Here is an 18095-nt window from a genome sequence, read left to right on the forward strand (position 1 = left end):
AGGCTCAGCGATGGCCGCGAAACGGCCATTCGCCCAGTGTGTCCCATCCCGCCCCACCTCCGGGCCGGGGCACCAGCCGGTGCAGGGCGAGCGCGGGGAAGGCAAAAGCCTCGTCGCGCCAGCCTGCCTGCAACTGCGCCTGAAGCGCGCGGGCCTCGGCCCGGTCCACTTTGGCCTGCACGGTCACATGAAAGCGCAAGGTCCCCTGATCCTGCGCCGACAGCAGGCCATGCAGGGCATGGCCCAGCTCCTCGCGCAAGTCCGCGAGCGCGGGACTGGCAATCGCGATACCGGTGCCGCGCCCCATGTCGAACACCCCCCGCGTCTGCGCGGCGGGAGGGGCGCCACGCGCCGCGCGCGCCAGCAGGCCGCGCACTTCCCCCAGCGACGAGGGAGGCAGCGCGTGGAACAGGGTGACGTGGACAGGCACATGGTTGCGCGCAGGCGGATAATGCGCGCGGCGCAAGCCTTCGAGCCTGGAAAACAGGCCGTGGGGCAATTGCGCCGTGACGATGAGCGCCTGTGACGGGGGCTGTGCCGGGGCCTGTGACGGGGTCTGCGTCTGGGCCTGTGTCTGTGAAAGAGGCTGGACATGCAGCGCGCGCGGGGCCGGGCCCGTGTCGTTCCGGTTCATGTCCAGCCTCTCGCGTTGCGCCGGTCTGGCCGGGTCGATCCCGGACGAGAGCAGGGTGCAGGGTGTATTGTGAAAGGTCGGGAAACCCCGGAACAGCCGGAATGATGGGTATCAATCGGCAAATCCGTAAGTTTCCCTAAGGCCTTTTACTCAGCTCTAAAGGTTAAATCCAGCTTAGAGCCCGACCCAAAAGTCGGGCGGCGGAGGTTTGGCGAGGGATTTTGGGTCACCACAAGAAGGCTGCGAGCCCAGCGATGCTGGAAGCATCGTGGCGAACAGCCGACGCCGTGGTGGGGCAAAAGACCCGCCAAACCGACCCGAAGGACTTTTGGGTCGGGCTCTTACAACTCACCACGGGATCGCCGCAGGGCAAACCATTTGGCGACGTTCGCATTGTGCTGTTCGAGGGTGTCGGCAAAGACATGCCCGCCCTTGCCATCGGCCACCATGTAGAGCGCCTTGGTCTGGGCCGGGTGCAGCACGGCCTCGATCGACAGGCGGCCCGGATTGGTGATCGGCCCCTTGGGCAGGCCCGCCATCGTATACGTGTTGTAATCGTTGCGGGCGTGGATTTCCGAGGCGAGAATCCGGCGGCCCAGCGGCTTGCCCTTGGTGATCGGATAGATGATCGTCGGGTCGGCCTGAAGCCGCATGCCCTTGCGCAGGCGGTTGGAATAGAGCCCGGCCACCATCTTGCGCTCCGAAGGCTTGCCGGTCTCCTTCTCGACGATGGAGGCCAGAATCACCGCTTCCTGCGGCGTCGTGGCGACCGTGTCGGGGCCGCGCTCCGCCCACAGCTTGGCCAGCGTGGTGGTCATCGCCGCCTGCATCCGCGCCAGAACGGCGCTGCGCGCCTCGCCCCGGCGGAAGTCGTAGCTGTCGGGCAGCACGCTGCCTTCGGCGGGCACGGCGACGGGCCCGGTCAGCAGGGGCTGGGCCATCAGGCGCTCGGCCACCATGACCGAGGGCATCCCTTCGGGCACATTGACCAGCCGCCGCATCACGCCCTCGCGGCCTTGCAGGATCAGAAGGATCGTCGAGCCGCTGGCATGGGCCGGCAGGCTGAATTCACCCGCCTTGATCGGGTCCTTGGCCCCCAGCAGGCGCGCCCGCGCGCGGAAAGTGCTGGCCGAGGCAATCGCCCCTTCGGCTTCAAGCTTGCCCGCAATGGAGCCCACGCTGGCGCCATCGGGCACCACGAACGAGGTCTCCTTGTCGAGCGGGCCGGGACCATACCAGCCCCAGAAGAAATGGGCCCCCCAGCCCAGCATCAGGAGCAGCGCCCCCAGAATGGCCAATCGGACAGGACCGATACGGGCGATCATGGGGGCGCGTTTCCTTTGCTTTTGGGAAGCTTTCCGACGCTTTCGGCGCTTCCCGGACATTATGCAGGCTGGAAGCTCAGACCGCCTTGAGAATCAGGCTGGCGTTGGTGCCGCCAAAGCCGAACGAGTTGTTGAGGACCGCGCGCACCTGCCGCTTCTTGGCGACATGCGGCACGAGGTCGACCCCTTCGGTGCCTTCATCCGGGTTGTCGAGGTTGAGCGTGGGCGGCACGATCTGGTCGCGCAGGGCCAGGATGCAGAAGATCGCCTCGACCGCGCCAGCGCCGCCCAGCAGGTGGCCGATGGCCGACTTGGTGCTGCTCATCGAGGCGCCGCTCAGGTCCGGGCCCAGCACGCGCTTGACGGCGGCCAGTTCGATGGTGTCGGCCATCGTCGAGGTGCCGTGGGCGTTCACATAGTCGATGTCGCCCGCTTCCATGCCCGCCTTGCGCAGGGCCATGCGCATGGCCAGTTCCGCGCCCTTGCCTTCCGGGTGGGGAGCGGTGACGTGGTAGGCATCGCCCGACAGGCCATAGCCGACGACTTCGGCATAGATCTTCGCGCCGCGCGCCTTGGCGTGCTCGTACTCTTCGAGAACGACAACGCCTGCGCCCTCGCCCATCACGAAGCCGTCGCGGTCCTTGTCATAAGGACGGCTGGCCTGTTCGGGGCGGTCGTTGTAGCTGCAATTGAGCGCGCGCGCCTGGGCGAACCCGGCCACGCCCAGCGGGTTGAGCGTGCTTTCCGCGCCGCCCGCCAGCATCACGTCCGCGTCGCCATCCTTGATCATGCGCGCCGCATCGCCAATCGAGTGCGCGCCCGTCGAGCAGGCGGTCACGACCGCGTGGTTGGGGCCCATCAGGCCATACTTGATCGAGACCTGACCCGAGATCAGGTTGATCAGGCGGCCATGCACGAAGTGCGGCGAAACGCGGTTCGGCCCCTTTTCGTGAAGGACGATCGATTCGCTCTCGATGCCCGGCAAGCCGCCGATGCCCGAGCCGATCGAGCAGCCGGTGCGCAGCTTGAGGTCATCGTCCATGTCGACGAGACCAGCATCTTCGAGCGCCTGCCCTGCGGCATCGATGCCATAGACGATGAACGGATCGACCTGACGCTGGATCTTGTGATCGACGCGCTTGCCTGCATCGAAACCATAAGGATGATCGGCGGGCTTCACCTCGCAGGCGATCTGGCACTTCTGGTTGCTGGCGTCGAAACGGGTGATCGGGCCCGCCCCCGACTTGCCCGCAAGCAGGTTCGCCCAAACGGTTTCGACGTCTGCCCCCAGGGGGGTGACAAGACCAAGGCCGGTTACGACGACACGACGCATTCTATTCTCCGGAAATGACAAACGAACAGGCCCAGCCCCTGAAAAAAGGGGCTGAGCCTGCCGAAATCCTCCCCTTTGGCAGCCTGCTCAAAGGCTTGCTGCGCGCGTGGGGAAGCGGGGCGATCAGCCCTTGTTTTCGTCGATGTACTTGATCGCATCCGAGACGGTCGCGATCTTTTCAGCCGCGTCGTCGGGGATTTCGACACCGAATTCTTCTTCGAAGGCCATGACCAGCTCGACGATGTCGAGCGAGTCGGCGCCCAGATCGTCGATGAAGCTGGCGTCTTCGGTGACCTTCTCGGCTTCGACGCCGAGGTGCTCGACGACGATCTTCTTAACGCGGTCGGCGGTATCGCTCATTGTATGCCCCTTCACAGGAAACTGGTTGGTGGTGGCGGGTTTGGCATCGCCCTAATGGGCGGATGACCCGCTGGCAAGAGGCCGCGCATCCAAGGCCCTTGAGCCGAGAGATGCGCAAGCCCGGTCGGAACGGGTGGCCGCTCAGCCCTTGGGCTGTTCGACCACGCGAATGTTAAGCTCGCGCAACTGCTTGGGCTCGGCAGGAGCAGGCGCCCCCATGAGCAGGTCTTCGGCGCGCTGGTTCATCGGGAACAGCGTGATTTCACGCAGGTTCTGCGCGCCGCACAGCAGCATCACGATGCGGTCGACACCCGCGGCCATGCCGCCGTGGGGCGGCGCGCCATACTGGAACGCGCGATAGAGACCGCCAAAACGCTCTTCCACGTCGTCCCTGGTCAGGCCCACGATCTCGAAGGCCTTGACCATGGTTTCGGGCGACTGGTTGCGGATCGAGCCCGAGGCGATCTCGTAGCCGTTGCATACGAGGTCGTACTGATAGGCCTTGATCGTCAGCGGGTCCTGACCGGTCAGCGCCTCCATCCCGCCCTGCGGCATCGAGAACGGGTTGTGGCTGAATTCGACCTTCTTGGCGTCTTCGTCCCATTCGTAGAACGGGAAGTCGACGATCCAGCACAAGTCGTAACGACCTTCGTCGATCAGGCCCAGCAGGTTGCCCACGCGGGTCCGCGCGGCGCCTGCCAGCTTGGCGGCCTGCTCGACCTTGCCCGCGGCAAAGAACAGCCCGTCGTTTTCGCCCAGGCCCAGCTCGGCATAGAGCTTTTCCATGCCTTCGGTCCCGTGGTTCTTGGCGATCGGACCACCGAACTCGCCGCCCTTGCGGGTGACATAGCCAAGACCGGCATGGCCTTCGGCGCGGGCCCAGTCGTTCATCTCGTCGAAGAACTTGCGGCTCTTCTCGGCAGTGTTCGGGGCGGGAATCGCGCGGACCACGCCGCCCGAACCGACGATCTTCTCGAACAGGCCAAAGCCCGAAGCGGTGAAGTGGTGCGAAACGTCCGAAATGATCAGCGGGTTGCGCAAGTCGGGCTTGTCCGAGCCATACTTGAGCATGGCCTCGTCATAGGCAATGCGCGGGAACTGGCCCACCGGGGTCACCGGCTTGCCCTGCGCGAAGGCCTCGAACACGCCGCCAATCACCGGCTCCATCGTTTCCCAGACTTCTTCCTGGGTCACGAAGCTCATTTCGAGGTCGAGCTGGTAGAATTCGCCCGGCAGGCGGTCGGCGCGCGGGTCTTCGTCGCGGAAGCAGGGCGCGATCTGGAAGTAGCGGTCGAAACCGGCCACCATCAGCAGCTGCTTGTACTGCTGGGGCGCCTGCGGCAGCGCATAGAACTTGCCCGCGTGGATGCGGCTGGGCACGAGGAAGTCGCGCGCGCCTTCGGGACTCGAAGCCGTCAGGATCGGCGTCGAATACTCGGTAAAGCCCGCCCCTTCCATGCGGCGGCGCATGTCCGAGATGATCTTCGTGCGCGTCACGATGTTGGCGTGGAGCGTTTCGCGGCGCAAGTCGAGGAAGCGATAGCGCAGGCGGATGTCTTCGGGATATTCCTGTTCGCCGGCGACCGGCATCGGCAGTTCCTCGGCCGCCGAGATCACCGTGGCGGCCTTGGCGAAGACTTCGATCCCGCCGGTCGCGAGGTTGGCGTTGACGGTCGCATCGTTGCGGGCCTTGACCACGCCCTCGATGGTCACCACGCTTTCGACGCGGGTGGCTTCGAGGAGGGCGAGCGCGGGGCTGTCGCTGTCAGCGACGATCTGGGTGATGCCGTAGTGGTCGCGCAAGTCGACGAACAGCACGCCGCCATGATCGCGCTTGCGATGGACCCAGCCCGAGAGGCGGACATTCTCGCCGACTTGCTCGCGCGAGAGGGCGCCGCAGGTGTGGGAACGATAAGGGTGCATCGAAACTCTTTCCAATCGGGCTGCAATAAGGCAGGTGTTGCAGGCATCACTGTCAGGCGCGGCCAAGAGGCGATGGCCGCGCATTTGTCAAGCGACAGCTCTCAGGCCGCAGCTCCCGGACGGGGGCACAACCGGCCCCATACCATGTCGGGTCTTTAACCACCTGCCGCGGGAACGGGCCATACAGAAAAAAGAACGATGAAGATACATCCGCTGATTACCACGACCGAAGCCCTCGCCGCCATCTGCGCGCGGCTGGCCAAGTCCGAGTTTGTGTCGGTTGATACCGAGTTCATGCGCGAGAACACCTATTGGCCCGAACTGTGCCTGGTGCAGATCGCCAACGAGGAAGAGGCGGCCGCCGTCGACCCGCTCGCGCCGGGGATCGACCTGTCCCCCCTGCTCGACCTGCTGGTCGACAACGAGGACGTGCTCAAGGTCTTCCACGCGGGCGGGCAGGATGTGGAAATCATCTACAACCTGACCGGGCGCACCCCTCACCCGATCTTCGACACCCAGATCGCGATGATGGCCCTCTCGCAGAGCGAGCAGATCGGCTATTCCAACCTCGTCGAGGCCTGGCTGGGGCTGACCATCGACAAGGGCGCGCGCTTTACCGACTGGTCGCGCCGCCCGCTCACCGAGCGGCAGATCGAATATGCGATCGGCGACGTGACCCACCTGTCGAAGATCTTCCCGCGCATCCTCAAGCGGCTGATCAAGACCGGGCGCGGCGAATGGCTCGACATCGAGATGGAAAAGCTGGCCGACCCCGAGAACTACCGCAACGATCCGGGCAAGGTCTGGGAAAAGATCCGCCCGCCCAGCCGCAACCCCGCCGTGCTCGGCCGCCTGCGCGCGCTGGCCGCGTGGCGCGAATCCGAGGCGATGGACAAGAACATCCCGCGCGGGCGCATCATGCGCGACGAAACCCTGGCCGACATCGCCAGCCACCCCCCGCGCGAACAGCACGACCTTGCCAAAGTCCGCGGCCTGTCCTCGGGCTGGAAGGACAACGACATCGGGCGCCGCCTGATGCAGACGCTGGCCGATGCCAAGCCGCTGACCGAGGCCGAGATGCCCCCGCGCGCGCCGCGCGGCGCGCCCTTGGGCAAGGAAGGCGCGCTGGTGGCCGACCTGCTCAAGCTGCTGCTCAAGATCCGCAGCCGCGAGATCGACGTGGCCGCCCGCCTGCTCGCCCGTTCCGACGATCTGGAGGCGCTCGCCGCCGGGCAGCGCAAGGGCCTCGCCCTGCTCGAAACCTGGCGCTTCGACCAGTTTGGCCGCGATGCGCTCGAACTCGTCGAGGGCAAGCTGGCCTTCGCGGCGGTGAACGGCAAGCTCAAGATGGCGCATATCGACCAGATCGGCGCCAGCGGCAGCGCGGCACCCCAGAACGAGACGGACCAAAACGAGGCGCCGCAGGACGAACAGGACGAAGCCCCGCACAACGAAGTCCCTCGGGGCGACGAACCGGCGGCGTAAATGAGCACCTACCTGCCCACGCTCAAGCAGCTCCAGTATCTGGTGGCGCTGCACGAGCATGGCCACTTCGGCAAGGCCGCCGATTCGTGCTTCGTCTCGCAGTCCACGCTCTCGGCGGGCCTGCGCGAGCTTGAATCGCTGCTCGGTGTCACGCTGGTCGAGCGCACGCGCCGTGTCGTGCGCTTCACCCCGCTGGGCAATCAGGTGGTCGCCAAGGCGCACTGCCTGCTGCGCGAGGCCGAAGAGCTGTCCGAACTGGTCCAGTCGCACGGCGCGCCGCTGGCGGGCGAGCTGCGGATGAGCGTGATCCCCACGATCGCGCCCTTCCTGCTGCCACGCATCCTGCCGCGCCTGCGCCACGAGCGCCCGCAATTGAAGCTCTTCCTGCGCGAGGAGCCGAGCGCGGCGGCCATCGAATCGCTCCACCATGGCCGGGCCGACTGCGTGCTGCTCGCCCTCCCCTTCGCCACCGGCGAAGTCGAGGTCGCGCATCTGTTCGATGACCGGCTCTTCGTGGCCTTTCCCAAGGACGATCCGCGCGATCCGCCCGAAATCGTCTCCCCGGCCCTGATCGACGAGCACCGGCTGCTGCTGCTCGAAGACGGCCACTGCCTGAAGGAACACGCGCTCGCCGCGTGCAACCGCCCCGAACTGCGCGCGAGCGCCACGATGATCGGCACCAGCCTGCACACGCTGGTCCAGATGGTCGACAACGACCTCGGGCTCACCATGCTGCCCGAAATGGCGATCGAGGCGGGCATCCTGAAAGGCACCAGCATCGTCGCCCGGCCCCTGCAATCCGACCATGCCTTTCGCGAGATCGCGCTGGTCTGGCGCAAGAATTCACCCAGGGCCGAAGAATTCCAGCTTCTCGCACAGGAACTGCGCGCGCCATGAGCACGCCTCCCCAAACCGACCTTCCGTTTGAACCGCAACCCCAGCGCCACAACGCGCGCGAAGACGTCTATGGCGTCACCACCGGGTGCATGATGCTCGCGCTGGGCGTCCACCTGCTCCATCAGGCCCACCTGATCACCGGGGGCGTGGCGGGCCTCGCCCTGCTGCTCTCCTATGCCCTTCCGGCCACGCCCGGCACGCTGTTTGCCGTGCTCAACCTGCCGATCTTCCTGATCTTCTGGCGCAGCCAGGGGGTTTTCTACACGATCCGCAGCGTCATCGCGACGCTGGCCATCTCGGGCATCATCACGCTGGTCGCCCACGAGATCGTGATCACCTCGGTTACCCCGCTGGCCGCCGCGATCATCGGCGGGACGGTCATGGGCATGGGCCTGCTGGCCGTCACCCGCCACGGGACGGCGGTGGGCGGATCGACGATGATCGCCCGCTGGCTGAGCGTGAAGAAGGGCTGGAACTTTGGCCGCCTGATGATGGCCGGAGACGCGATGATCATCGGCTCCTCGTTCCTCGTGCTGAGCCCGCAGCGCGCGCTGTGGTCGCTGCTGAGCGCGGTCTGCATGAACCTCATGCTGATGACCTGGCACCGCCCCGACCGCTATCTGGCCCAGAGCCGGTAGACGGCATGGACAAATTCAGATCCTGGAAATGCACCCTGAGGTTTGAAAAAACCTGATTTGCGTGATTTTCTTCGTCATTCCCGCGCAGGCGGGAATCCAGCCTGATGCTCTGTTTGCATGCGCAACCCTCGGAACTGGATCCCCGCCTGCGCGGGGATGACGAGAAATGGAGCAGACATCGCGCAGCACTTTGGCCCATGCCGCCTGGAACCCGCATAGCGAGAGGCCCCATCCGGGGCTTTCCACGCTCCGGCTTCAGTCCATGTGCTTGAGGCCCACGCGCAGGTAATCCCAGCCGGTGATCAGCGTCAGCCCCGCCGCGCCCCAGAGCGTGGCCAGACCCACCGTATGGGGCACATTGGCGACGATCCCGGCCACGCGCACCGTCCACCACGGCATCGCCCCGCCCAGGATCAGCGCGCCGAGCGAGATCATCTGGAACGTGGTCTTCCACTTGGCCAGCTTGGACACCGGCACCGAAACCTGAATACCGCCCAGAAACTCGCGCAGGCCCGAAACGGCGATCTCGCGCAGCAGGATCACCAGCCCCGCGATCACATGCATGTCGCCCACATAAGGCCCGGTCAAAATCCCCTGCGCGGTCAGCACGAGGATCACGGCGGCGACCATGATCTTGTCGGCGATCGGATCGAGGAACACGCCCAGCTTCGAAACCGCCCCCTGCGCCCGCGCGAGGTAGCCGTCGAAATAGTCGGTCACCCCCATCAGGCAATACATGGCAAAGCCCAGCGCATAGCCGGTCGGCCAGCCCGGCCACCACAGCAGGGCCACGAGCAGCGGAACGGCAACAATGCGCGAGAGCGTGAGGATATTGGGCAAAGTCAGCATGGCAAAGCCCGCAATACGCGGCCCTTGCCCGACATGGAAACGGTTTATGCGCCCGATTGCAGGGGTTTTTGCGACCGGCGCCCCAAACCGCCCCCCAAGCAAAAATGATGATCCACCACGCTTGCCTCTTGCCCACCGCTTCGGGGGCGTTAAGGCAAAAACGGGAAAAACAGGGATGCTTGGCACCATAACCGAATGACCACCACGACGCATCTCCTCCGCACGCGCCGCTTTTTGCCCTTGTTCGTCACGCAGTTGCTGGGCGCGTTCAACGACAACCTGTTCAAGAACGCCATGGTTCTGTTCGTGGTGTTCAACGTCTACAATTCCGAGCAGGCCGAAGCGCGCTTCTCGGGGCTGGCCACGGCGCTGTTCATCGTGCCCTTCGTGGCGCTGTCGGCGATCTCGGGCCAGTTGGCCGACATGCGCGACAAGGCGCGCATCATCCGCATCGTCAAGACCTGCGAGATCGGGATCATGACCGTGGGCGCGGCGGGCCTGCTGCTGGCGTGGAAGGGGATCGAGGTCCACGCGCTGGCGATCCCGCTGATGCTGATCGCGCTGTTTTCGATGGGCATCCATTCGACGTTCTTCGGGCCGATCAAGTACGCGATCCTGCCCCAGCATCTCCATGCCGAGGAAGTTCTGGCCGGAACCGGGCTGGTCGAGGCAGGGACTTATCTGGCGATTCTGGCCGGAACCATCGTGGCGGGCTATATCTCGGCCCCGGCGGCGGCCATCGGCGTGATCGTGGTCGCGCTGATCGGCTTTTTCGCCGGGCAGCGCGTGCCCCCGGCCCCGCCCGAAATGCCCGACGTGCCGCTGGCCCTGCCGCTGCTGCGCCCGTTCCTGCGCCGTCCGCGCGGGCTGTTGCGCACGCTGGGCATGGTGCCGGTCACCGTGGCGGACCAAGCCGTCTCGCTCTACCGGCTCGTCCATTCGACCACGCGCCATCCGCGCGTGTTCCTTGCCATCGCGGCGATCAGCTTCTTCTGGGCGGTCGGCGCGATCCTTTTCGTGCAGTTCCCGCCGCTCGCCAAGAACGTGCTGGGATGCAGCAAGGAAGTCGCCAGCCTGTTCCTCGTGGTCTTCTCGGTGGGGATCGCGATCGGCTCGATGTCGATCAACCGGATGCTCAAGGGCGCGGTTTCGGCGCGCTATGCCCCGGCCTGCGTGGTGGGAACCGGGCTGTTCGTGGTGGCCTTCCACTTCGTCTGCGCGGCCTGGCCGGTGCCGAGCCAGCGCGGGTTGCTCACGCTGGGCCTGTTCCTGCGCGCGCCGCTGGCGGTGCCGCTGGTGGGCACGCTGCTGGGCATCGCGATCACCGGGGGCATGTTCATCGTGCCGCTCTACGCGTTCCTGACCACGGTGGTCGAGAAGTGCGAGGCTGCGCGCACGATCGCGGCGAACAACATCGTCAATTCGGCGGCCATGCTGATCGGCTCGGTCCTGGCCATGGTGCTGACCTCGATGGGGGTGAGCATCGTCGACCAGTTGCTGTTCACCGGCCTGCTGTGCTTCATCTCGGCCCTGCTGGGCTGGCGCCTCTATCGCGCCGAACTGGCCCACCACGGCGAGCAGGAACACCACACGTTCGACGAAATGGGCTGAGCGCCCACCTCGTCAACGAAGGCCCATCAGCTCAAAAACGCCATGAGCGCCACGAAGCACGCGCAATAGGCAAGCAGGAAATCCCTGACATCGCGCGCGGTGATCCGCGCGGGATTGACCGGCGGGGACCGCAGCGCGGCGCCTTGTGTCATGGTGCTAGTGGTCAGGGCACGGGCCATCGCCGCGCGCACTTCCGGCTCGTGAACCGGAACGATGACGGGAACCGGGCGCAACGCACGCTCGGGCAGCGTGCGGCGGAACGGATGGCCGGGCCGGGCCGGAACCCGCCGACCGGGAAAGAAAGCAGAGCGGATCATTGCGCGATCCGTTTAACCAAAAATTTACCATTGCGGCACTGCCCGCGCACCGCCGGAAACGGGCCGTACCGTACCGGGACAGTTCGGGAATGACGCCATCTGCACGGGAACTTTCTGCCCCCACGCAAAACGGGCCGCCCCCGAAGGGACGGCCCGCTACATGCGTCTCGAAAAGGGGCAGATCCTGCGATCAGATCTCGTTGCCGAAGGCGCCCTTCACCTTGCCCGCGGCCTGCTGGACTTTGCCCTTGGCCTGCTGGGCCAGGCCCTCGGCCTGAAGCGAGGGGTTGTCGGTCAGCTTGCCGGCGGCTTCCTTGACATTGCCGAGCGCTTCGTTGGTCAGGCCCTTGGCGCGATCCTTGAGTTCACCCATGGTATGTCTCCTTGGCGTTTGAGGGTCGGGTGCGGCCGGGAGAGGAAGGAGCCAGCCGCACCCTTCGCAAACCCTACGCGCCAACCCCGGGCCGGGTTCCGCCCGCCATCGCCAGGACGTGCTCCCATTCGGGCAGACGGACCGCGCAGACCGAGAGCCGCGAAAGCCGCACCAGTTCCATCTCGGCCAGATCGGGCGTGGCCTTGATCGCCTTGAGCGTGACCGGGTGGACCAGCTTTGCCACCGGCCTGACCTTGACCGCTGCCCACTTGCCCTCAGGGTCAGTCGGGTCGGTCAGGCCGGGCACGCTGATCGTGGCAATGCCGACGATTTCCTTGCCGATGTTGGAATGATAGAAGAACGCCAGATCGCCTTCCTTCATCGTGCGCAGGTTGCGCGCGGCCAGATGGTTGCGCACCCCGTCCCAGGTGCCCTCGCCTTCGGCCACGAGGTCGTCCCAGCTATAGACATCGGGTTCGGACTTCATCAGCCAGAGCTGGGTATCGGCATTGATCGACAGCATGGAAACCTTGGGTAAGATGGAGAGAATGTTGCGCCCTTATCCCATTTCCTCGCGGGGAGCCAAATGAACCTCGATACCCAGCCGCCAGTTTCACAGCCGCTTCCATCTCTACCCGTGCTCTCGCTGGCCGATGATCCGGCCCCGTTTGCCCAAGCCATCGGCGCCAGCTTCCGGCAATTCGGCTTTGCCATGGTCAAGGATCATGGCCTCGACGCCGACCTGATCGCGCGGGCCTGGCAGTTGACGCAAGCCTTCTTTGCCCTGCCCGAGGCCGAAAAGCGCCGCTGGGCGATCCCCGGCATCGGCGGCGCGCGCGGCTATACCCCGTTCCGCACCGAGATCGCCAAGGGCGCCCTGGTCAGCGATCTCAAGGAATTCTGGCACATCGGGCGCGACCTGCCCGAAGGACATCCCTTGGCCGGCTCGATGCCGCCCAATGTCTGGCCCGAGACACCCGAGGGCTTTCGCGAGACGTTCGAGACGCTGTTTGCCGCCTTCGACGATGTGGGGGCGACGATCCTGTCGCGAATCGCGGTCTGGCTGGGGCTGGAGGCCGAATGGTTCGTGCCCGCTATCGCCGATGGCAATTCGGTGCTGCGCCTGCTCCACTACCCGCCCGTGCCCGGCGCGCCCGATGGCGCGATCCGCGCGGGCGCCCACGAGGACATCAACCTCATCACCCTGCTGCTCGGGGCCGAGGAAGCGGGCCTCGAACTGCGCACCCGCGAAGGGAACTGGATCGAAGTCTCGCCCCCGCCGGGCGCGCTGGTGATCAACATCGGCGACATGCTCCAGCGCCTGACGAACCACGTCCTGCCCTCGACCACCCACCGCGTGCGCAATCCCGAAGGCGCACGGGCGGGCTTCAGCCGCTATTCGATGCCGTTTTTCCTGCACTTGCGCAGCGATTTTCCAATCGAGACGCTGCCTGGCTGCATCGGCCCCGACAATCCCGACCTCTATCCGGTCCCGATCACCGCCGACGACTATCTTCAGGAACGCCTGCGCGAGATCGGCCTGCGGATGTAACGACGCCGCCAACGGCTCTCCCCCACGCGCGGGAGAGCCTTTGGCGGACGACTTCAGATCTTGACGGTGATCGTGCCCAGCACGCTGCGGGGCGCGTTGAACTGGAGCTGGTCGTATGGGCCATAGCCCGACTGCACCGACTTGCCGTTGAGCCCGGTCGTGGTCGGCGCGCCCTTCGCGCTGTTCTTGACCTGGCTGACCTGATCGTTGTCGAACAGGTTGTTCACGTTGATGCTCAGGCGGACATGGCCGAAGTCGTAGCCCAGCGAGAGGTCGCCGATACTGTAGCCCGCGATCCGATAGAGCCGGAACGGCGCATTGACATCCGCTTCGCTCGTATATTGCGCACCGGTGAACTTGTGCGTGTACGAGGCATAGACCGGGCCATGTTGATAGAACACGCCCAGAGCCTCGGTGGTGAACGGTGTGTTCGCGATCTGCTGGTCGGTGGTGCCGTTGGTCGCCTCGTTGTAGGACGCATTGGCAAAGAGGGTCAGTCCGGGCAGCGGGAAGACGGAGACCTGCCCTTCGACGCCCTTGTAATGAACCGTCCCGATGTTCACCAGCAGCGAGGAATCCGCCCCCGCCGTGGTCGGGCTGGCGATCTTGTTGTTGACGTCGATCTTGTAGATGTCGGCATCGAGCGCGAACTTGTGGCCATGATAGACCGTGCCGAACTGGTAGTTGGTGCTGGTCTGCGGCTTGAGCTGCGAGAGCGAATCCGCCAGATTCGGCGAGGCTGAATAGAAGCTCGACAGGTCGGGCACATACATGCCCTTGGCGAACTGGAAATAGGTCGTCCAGTTGGAGGTGATCGCATAATTGGCGGTCACGAACGGCAGGGTCGATGTCCAGGTCGCCTTGTCGTAGAGCGGCGCGCGCGACTTCTGGTTGACCGGGGCGTTGATCGAACGGGTGAAGTGGACATACTTGACGCCCGGCGTGATCGACAGCCCCTTGACCGGGCGATATTCGAATTCAGCAAAGAGCTGGTACTGGTTCCAGCCGGAATCCTGAAGATACTGGACATTGGCAGGCGGCTGCGAGGTGAGGCCAGACACCGACTTTTCGATATAGTTGGGCTGCATTGTCGACACGTCATAGTCGATCAGGTGGCGCGAACTGTCCGATGTCTCGTACCAGCCGCCCACGCGCAGGCGCCCCTTGCTGAAATTGTAGTCCGCCTCGCCGATATAGCCGATCGTGCGATACTTGTTCAGCTTGTCATAGCCCGGAATGCCCGCAACAGCCTTGCTGCCGGGCGTCAAGACGACGGTATTGGCCGTCTGGCCGGTGCCATCCTGACCCGACAGGGTGTGGTTGGTATAGCCATACATGTAGACGCGGTTGTCGAGCGTCAGGCCCGGCGCCAACTCGCTCTGGAGACGGACATATTCAAAGTCGGTCTGCTTGGCCGTCCGGTTGTACCCGTAATAGTCCTGCGCGTACTGGTTGCTGACCGACTTGTCGTTGGTCATCCCGAAATAGCGGCCATAGACCGCCAGCGCGCCCGACGTACAATTATTGCCGGTAATGTCGCCGGTATTGGTGCCCGGACCGGTCGAGGCAATGCCGCAAGTGCCCGTGCCCTTGTCGGCCTGGTAATAGACGTTGGCATTGTAGGTCGCCATCACGGTCAGCGTGTTGCGCGTTCCGATCGGCACCACGGCCTTGGCAAAGATGTTCTTGGAATGGGTGGGACTGTAGGTCAGCGCGCCCTGCGAATCCATGACCTGCCCGGTCACCACCAGCTTGGCGCCGCCCAGCTTGTCGATGGCCCCGGTCTGGAGTTCGGCACGGCCAACATACGTGTCGAAGCTGCCTGCGGTGAAATCGGCCCGCATGCCGAACGTGTCGGCCGCCGCACGCGAATAGATGTTGAAGTTGCCGCCATAGGTCGCCTGCCCCAGCTGGCTGGCATTGCCCGGACCACGGTCGACCACGAGGGTTTCGATCGTGTTCGAGGGGAAGAACGAGGTCGAGTGGTGGGTCGGGTTGTTGGTGTCGCTGAACGGGATCGAGTCGTAGGTGACGTTGTATTCACCATCCTGGAAACCACGGATCGACAGCTTGGATTCCCCCAGCCCGAAGCCGTTGTTGCCCCCGCTCAGCGTCACGCCCGGCGTCAACACGGCCAGTTCGCTGAAGTCGGCGGTGACCGGCGCGGCGTTCTGGATGTAGTCGTGCGAGACCGCGGCCTGGGGCTGGGTCGTCGTCAGCGAGGCCAGCGAAGGCGCCTGGGCGATCTGCGCCGTGCCGGTGACGATGATGTCGGCGGTGGTCAGCGAGGTGGCATCGTTCGCCTGTCCGGCCGACTGGCTCGTCGTCGTTTGCCCGGATACGGGTTCCCGCACGGAAGATGCCGGGCCCTCGCCCGCAGCAGTTCCCGTGTCGGCAGCCCCGGTGGTCGCGGCAGTATTGGCGGCAGTATCGGTGGCGGCATCAGCGGCGGCATGGGCAGGCGCGGCCATCCAGAGGATGGCGGCCGTGCAGCCCAGCAGGCTGCTCTTGGTGGTCGATGTCATGATGAAGCCTTCTTTTCCGGATGGAATGGGGGTCACTGCGCGGAAGCGGATTTGGGCCGGGCAAGTGCGGGGGGAACAGTCTGGGCACGCGCGAGTTCGGCGCGCGCGGCGGCAATCCGGCCCGTCAAGGACGGCATGATCGCCGCGATGAGCAGGGCGCGATGGACCGGCTTGCCTTGGGTGATGGGCCGGTGCCCCATCCGGCTGCGACAGGTCTGGCTGTGATGCGTCATGGTGTGCGGCCCTCGATCAGGCGCGCGACATTCGAATCCCCGTTCGTTTCGAGCACGGTGTCCGAACCGGGGAGCGGCAGGACCTGATGCCCGTGCTCGGCCCCGGCCAGCCGGGGCGTTACCGTCCCCGTCGCGAGATCGACAGCCATCACGGCCCTGGAGCGTGCCACATAAAGACGGCCATGTACCGGATCGACATTGGCATAATCCCAGCCCCCGTGAGGACCAGAAATTCTGCCGACAATATTGTAGTTCGCGTCAGATTCCGGCTGCGCACGAAGTACGCATGGCGCAAAAATCCCGGCCGCGACAAGAATCGCGGCAGAAACATGTACTTTCATGTGCTTATTTACCCCAATTACCCCGAGACCATTTTTTAACCATCCTCTCGAAGACGGGGATGCGCTAATTTCCGGCTATTACAAACTTGTGACGTAATGTGTACAAACCCCCACGAACCCCCGAAGGTTGGGAATTTATAACGTTCAGCCACAGTCTGGATCGGGGATGAGAGGCCCGGTCGCAGGCCCATTTCGCGCGCCCATCCTGCTCGCGATGTTGGGAATCCATAACATTGGGATCACCCGGAGCGAAGGTATGGGGTGATAATCCCGCTTCCCGTCACTGGTCCCTTCACTGGCCCAAGGATTTCCATGCCTCGATTCCGCTTGCAGCCACGGCCCGGAACCGGCCGGATTGGCCTGCCCGTCAACCTGCTTGCCGGACTGCTGGCCGGAGTGCTGGCCGGTTGCGCCCGCTATACCCCCCTTCCCCTCGCCACGACACCGCCCCTCGCGCCCGAGGTGAGCGCCCTTCCCGGCGCCCCGGCGCCCCATGAGCCCCTTTCGGTCGCGCAAGTGGTGGACCTCGCGCTGGCCAACAACCCGGACCTGAAAGCGGCCCGCCTGAGGCGCGCAATCGCCGCCGGACAGACGAAACAGGCCCGTATCCTGCCCAATCCGTCCCTGGGCGGTTCCATCCTGCCGCTGCTCTCGGGGGTCGGCACGGTCACGGCCTGGAACATCAGCCTGTCACAGGACATCAGGTCGATCATCACCTACTCGTCGCGCCATCGCGCCGCGCGCGACAGCGAGCAGCAGGTGGCCGCCGATATCGTCTGGCAGGAATGGCTGGTGGCCGGCAGGGCGCGGCAACTCGCGACAGACCTGATCATCGGCGCACGCAGCCGCCCCTTGTATGGCGCCGCCCGGCAACTGCTGGCCGACCGCAACGCCAAGCTCGATCAGGCACTGGCCGCCGGCAACACGACACTGACCATCGTCGCGCCCGACCGGGTCGCCTTGCAGGCCGCGCGCATGGCGCTCGACAGCTTCGACCAGACCCAGCTCGCGCTCAAACACCAGCTCAATGCCCTGCTGGGCCTTGCCCCCGATGCCGATGTACCGCTCGTCGCCACCCCGGACCTGCCCGCCTTCGATCCGGCAGCGATCCGCGCCAGCCTGCCTTCTCTGGCGGACCGGCGGCCCGATCTCATCGCCCTGCGCCTCGGCTATGGGGCGGCGGACGAAACCGTGCATCAGGCGATCCTCGCCCAGTTCCCCGACCTCGTGCTGGGGCCGAGCGCATCGAGCGACAATTCCAAAGTCATCAATGCCGGGCCGAACGCCACGCTGGGCCTGCCGGTCTTCGACCGCAACCAGGGCGCTCTGGCCATCGCCAGGGCGACCCGCGCCCAGCTCCACGCCGAATACGCGGCCCGCCTCGCGGCCACCACCGGCGAAGTGGGGGCCCTGCTCGGACAGGCTGAACAGCTCTCCGCCCAGCTCGACAGGGCCCGGCGCGCGCTGCCCGGTGCCCGTCTGGCTGCCGAACGGGCCGCGGCGGCCTTCGGCGCCTCCAACCTCGACGAGCGCGGCTATGTCGATCTCGTCTCCAGCCATTTTGCCAGAGAACAGGAAATCATGACGCTGGAGCTTGCCCTGCTCGACCGCCAGATCGCGATCCAGACCCTCGTGGGCGCCGGACTGCCGACGGTCGATCTTCCTCGGGCGCCATCGGGGAGCATGCAGCGATGATCGC

At 65.3% G+C, this 18095-nt stretch carries 18 protein-coding genes; 6 read left to right on the forward strand and 12 right to left on the reverse strand.

Annotation, left to right across the window (positions count from 1 at the left end):
• Positions 1–4: 4 nt before the first annotated feature.
• The 5 genes from SBI20_RS06775 to aspS form a co-directional block, all read right to left on the reverse strand.
• A complete protein-coding gene (locus SBI20_RS06775; RefSeq protein WP_317974343.1) occupies positions 5–634 on the reverse strand; it encodes a 2'-5' RNA ligase family protein in 630 nt (209 codons plus the stop codon).
• A gap of 341 nt (positions 635–975) precedes the next feature.
• The gene (gene mltG / locus SBI20_RS06780) at positions 976–1959 is read right to left on the reverse strand and encodes an endolytic transglycosylase MltG (protein WP_317974344.1); all 984 of its coding nucleotides are present in this window, start codon (positions 1957–1959) and stop codon (positions 976–978) included.
• A 76-nt stretch (positions 1960–2035) separates the two neighbouring features.
• Positions 2036–3292, reverse strand: a complete 1257-nt coding sequence (fabF, locus tag SBI20_RS06785; RefSeq protein ID WP_317974345.1) for a beta-ketoacyl-ACP synthase II — start codon at positions 3290–3292, stop codon at positions 2036–2038.
• A gap of 123 nt (positions 3293–3415) precedes the next feature.
• Positions 3416–3652, reverse strand: a complete 237-nt coding sequence (locus SBI20_RS06790) for an acyl carrier protein (RefSeq protein ID WP_169492034.1) — start codon at positions 3650–3652, stop codon at positions 3416–3418.
• Between the two features lie 141 nt (positions 3653–3793).
• Positions 3794–5575: an aspartate--tRNA ligase gene (aspS, locus tag SBI20_RS06795; RefSeq protein WP_317974346.1), complete on the reverse strand. Its 1782-nt coding sequence runs from the start codon at positions 5573–5575 to the stop codon at positions 3794–3796.
• 198 nt (positions 5576–5773) lie between these two features.
• Between aspS and rnd the strand changes: the two genes are divergently transcribed.
• From rnd to SBI20_RS06810, 3 genes are read left to right on the forward strand one after another with little or no spacing between them, the layout of a single operon-like run.
• Complete coding sequence (gene rnd / locus SBI20_RS06800; RefSeq protein WP_317974347.1) at positions 5774–7060, forward strand: ribonuclease D; 1287 nt, start codon at positions 5774–5776, stop codon at positions 7058–7060.
• Positions 7061–7957, forward strand: coding sequence for a hydrogen peroxide-inducible genes activator (locus SBI20_RS06805; RefSeq protein WP_317974348.1), 897 nt, complete (start codon positions 7061–7063; stop codon positions 7955–7957).
• On the forward strand, positions 7954–8595 hold the full coding sequence (locus tag SBI20_RS06810) for a YitT family protein (protein ID WP_317974349.1): 642 nt from the start codon (positions 7954–7956) through the stop codon (positions 8593–8595). The genes SBI20_RS06805 and SBI20_RS06810 overlap by 4 nt, the downstream gene beginning before the upstream one ends.
• 255 nt (positions 8596–8850) lie before the next feature.
• Here SBI20_RS06810 and pgsA read toward each other — a convergent pair whose 3' ends face one another.
• Positions 8851–9444: a CDP-diacylglycerol--glycerol-3-phosphate 3-phosphatidyltransferase gene (gene pgsA / locus SBI20_RS06815; protein WP_317974350.1), complete on the reverse strand. Its 594-nt coding sequence runs from the start codon at positions 9442–9444 to the stop codon at positions 8851–8853.
• A gap of 195 nt (positions 9445–9639) precedes the next feature.
• On the opposite strand from pgsA, the gene SBI20_RS06820 reads away from it, so the two are divergent.
• Positions 9640–11055 carry an MFS transporter gene (locus tag SBI20_RS06820; protein WP_317974351.1) on the forward strand — a complete coding sequence of 472 codons (1416 nt, stop codon included), beginning with the start codon at positions 9640–9642 and terminating at the stop codon, positions 11053–11055.
• Positions 11056–11081: 26 nt separating this feature from the next.
• Here SBI20_RS06820 and SBI20_RS06825 read toward each other — a convergent pair whose 3' ends face one another.
• The 3 genes from SBI20_RS06825 to SBI20_RS06835 form a co-directional block, all read right to left on the reverse strand.
• The gene (locus SBI20_RS06825; protein WP_317974352.1) at positions 11082–11372 is read right to left on the reverse strand and encodes a hypothetical protein; all 291 of its coding nucleotides are present in this window, start codon (positions 11370–11372) and stop codon (positions 11082–11084) included.
• A 190-nt stretch (positions 11373–11562) separates the two neighbouring features.
• Positions 11563–11745: a CsbD family protein gene (locus SBI20_RS06830; RefSeq protein ID WP_317974353.1), complete on the reverse strand. Its 183-nt coding sequence runs from the start codon at positions 11743–11745 to the stop codon at positions 11563–11565.
• Between the two features lie 73 nt (positions 11746–11818).
• Positions 11819–12268 carry an EVE domain-containing protein gene (locus tag SBI20_RS06835; RefSeq protein WP_317974354.1) on the reverse strand — a complete coding sequence of 150 codons (450 nt, stop codon included), beginning with the start codon at positions 12266–12268 and terminating at the stop codon, positions 11819–11821.
• Positions 12269–12331: 63 nt separating this feature from the next.
• Between SBI20_RS06835 and SBI20_RS06840 the strand changes: the two genes are divergently transcribed.
• Positions 12332–13297 (forward strand): isopenicillin N synthase family dioxygenase, encoded by a 966-nt coding sequence (locus tag SBI20_RS06840; protein WP_317974355.1) that lies wholly within the window; start codon positions 12332–12334, stop codon positions 13295–13297.
• A 53-nt stretch (positions 13298–13350) separates the two neighbouring features.
• Here SBI20_RS06840 and SBI20_RS06845 read toward each other — a convergent pair whose 3' ends face one another.
• From SBI20_RS06845 to SBI20_RS06855, 3 genes are read right to left on the reverse strand one after another with little or no spacing between them, the layout of a single operon-like run.
• Positions 13351–15822 (reverse strand): TonB-dependent receptor, encoded by a 2472-nt coding sequence (locus SBI20_RS06845; protein ID WP_317974356.1) that lies wholly within the window; start codon positions 15820–15822, stop codon positions 13351–13353.
• Between the two features lie 32 nt (positions 15823–15854).
• A complete protein-coding gene (locus SBI20_RS06850) occupies positions 15855–16055 on the reverse strand; it encodes a hypothetical protein (protein WP_317974357.1) in 201 nt (66 codons plus the stop codon).
• On the reverse strand, positions 16052–16204 hold the full coding sequence (locus SBI20_RS06855) for a hypothetical protein (RefSeq protein ID WP_317974358.1): 153 nt from the start codon (positions 16202–16204) through the stop codon (positions 16052–16054). Before SBI20_RS06855 ends, SBI20_RS06850 begins: the two co-directional genes overlap by 4 nt.
• A 504-nt stretch (positions 16205–16708) precedes the next feature.
• Here SBI20_RS06855 and SBI20_RS06860 point away from each other — a divergent pair.
• A complete protein-coding gene (locus SBI20_RS06860; RefSeq protein ID WP_317974359.1) occupies positions 16709–18091 on the forward strand; it encodes a TolC family protein in 1383 nt (460 codons plus the stop codon).
• Positions 18092–18095 lie beyond the last annotated feature (4 nt).

Source organism: Novosphingobium sp. IK01 (genome assembly GCF_033242265.1).
In the GTDB taxonomy this organism is placed as follows: domain Bacteria; phylum Pseudomonadota; class Alphaproteobacteria; order Sphingomonadales; family Sphingomonadaceae; genus Novosphingobium; species Novosphingobium pituita.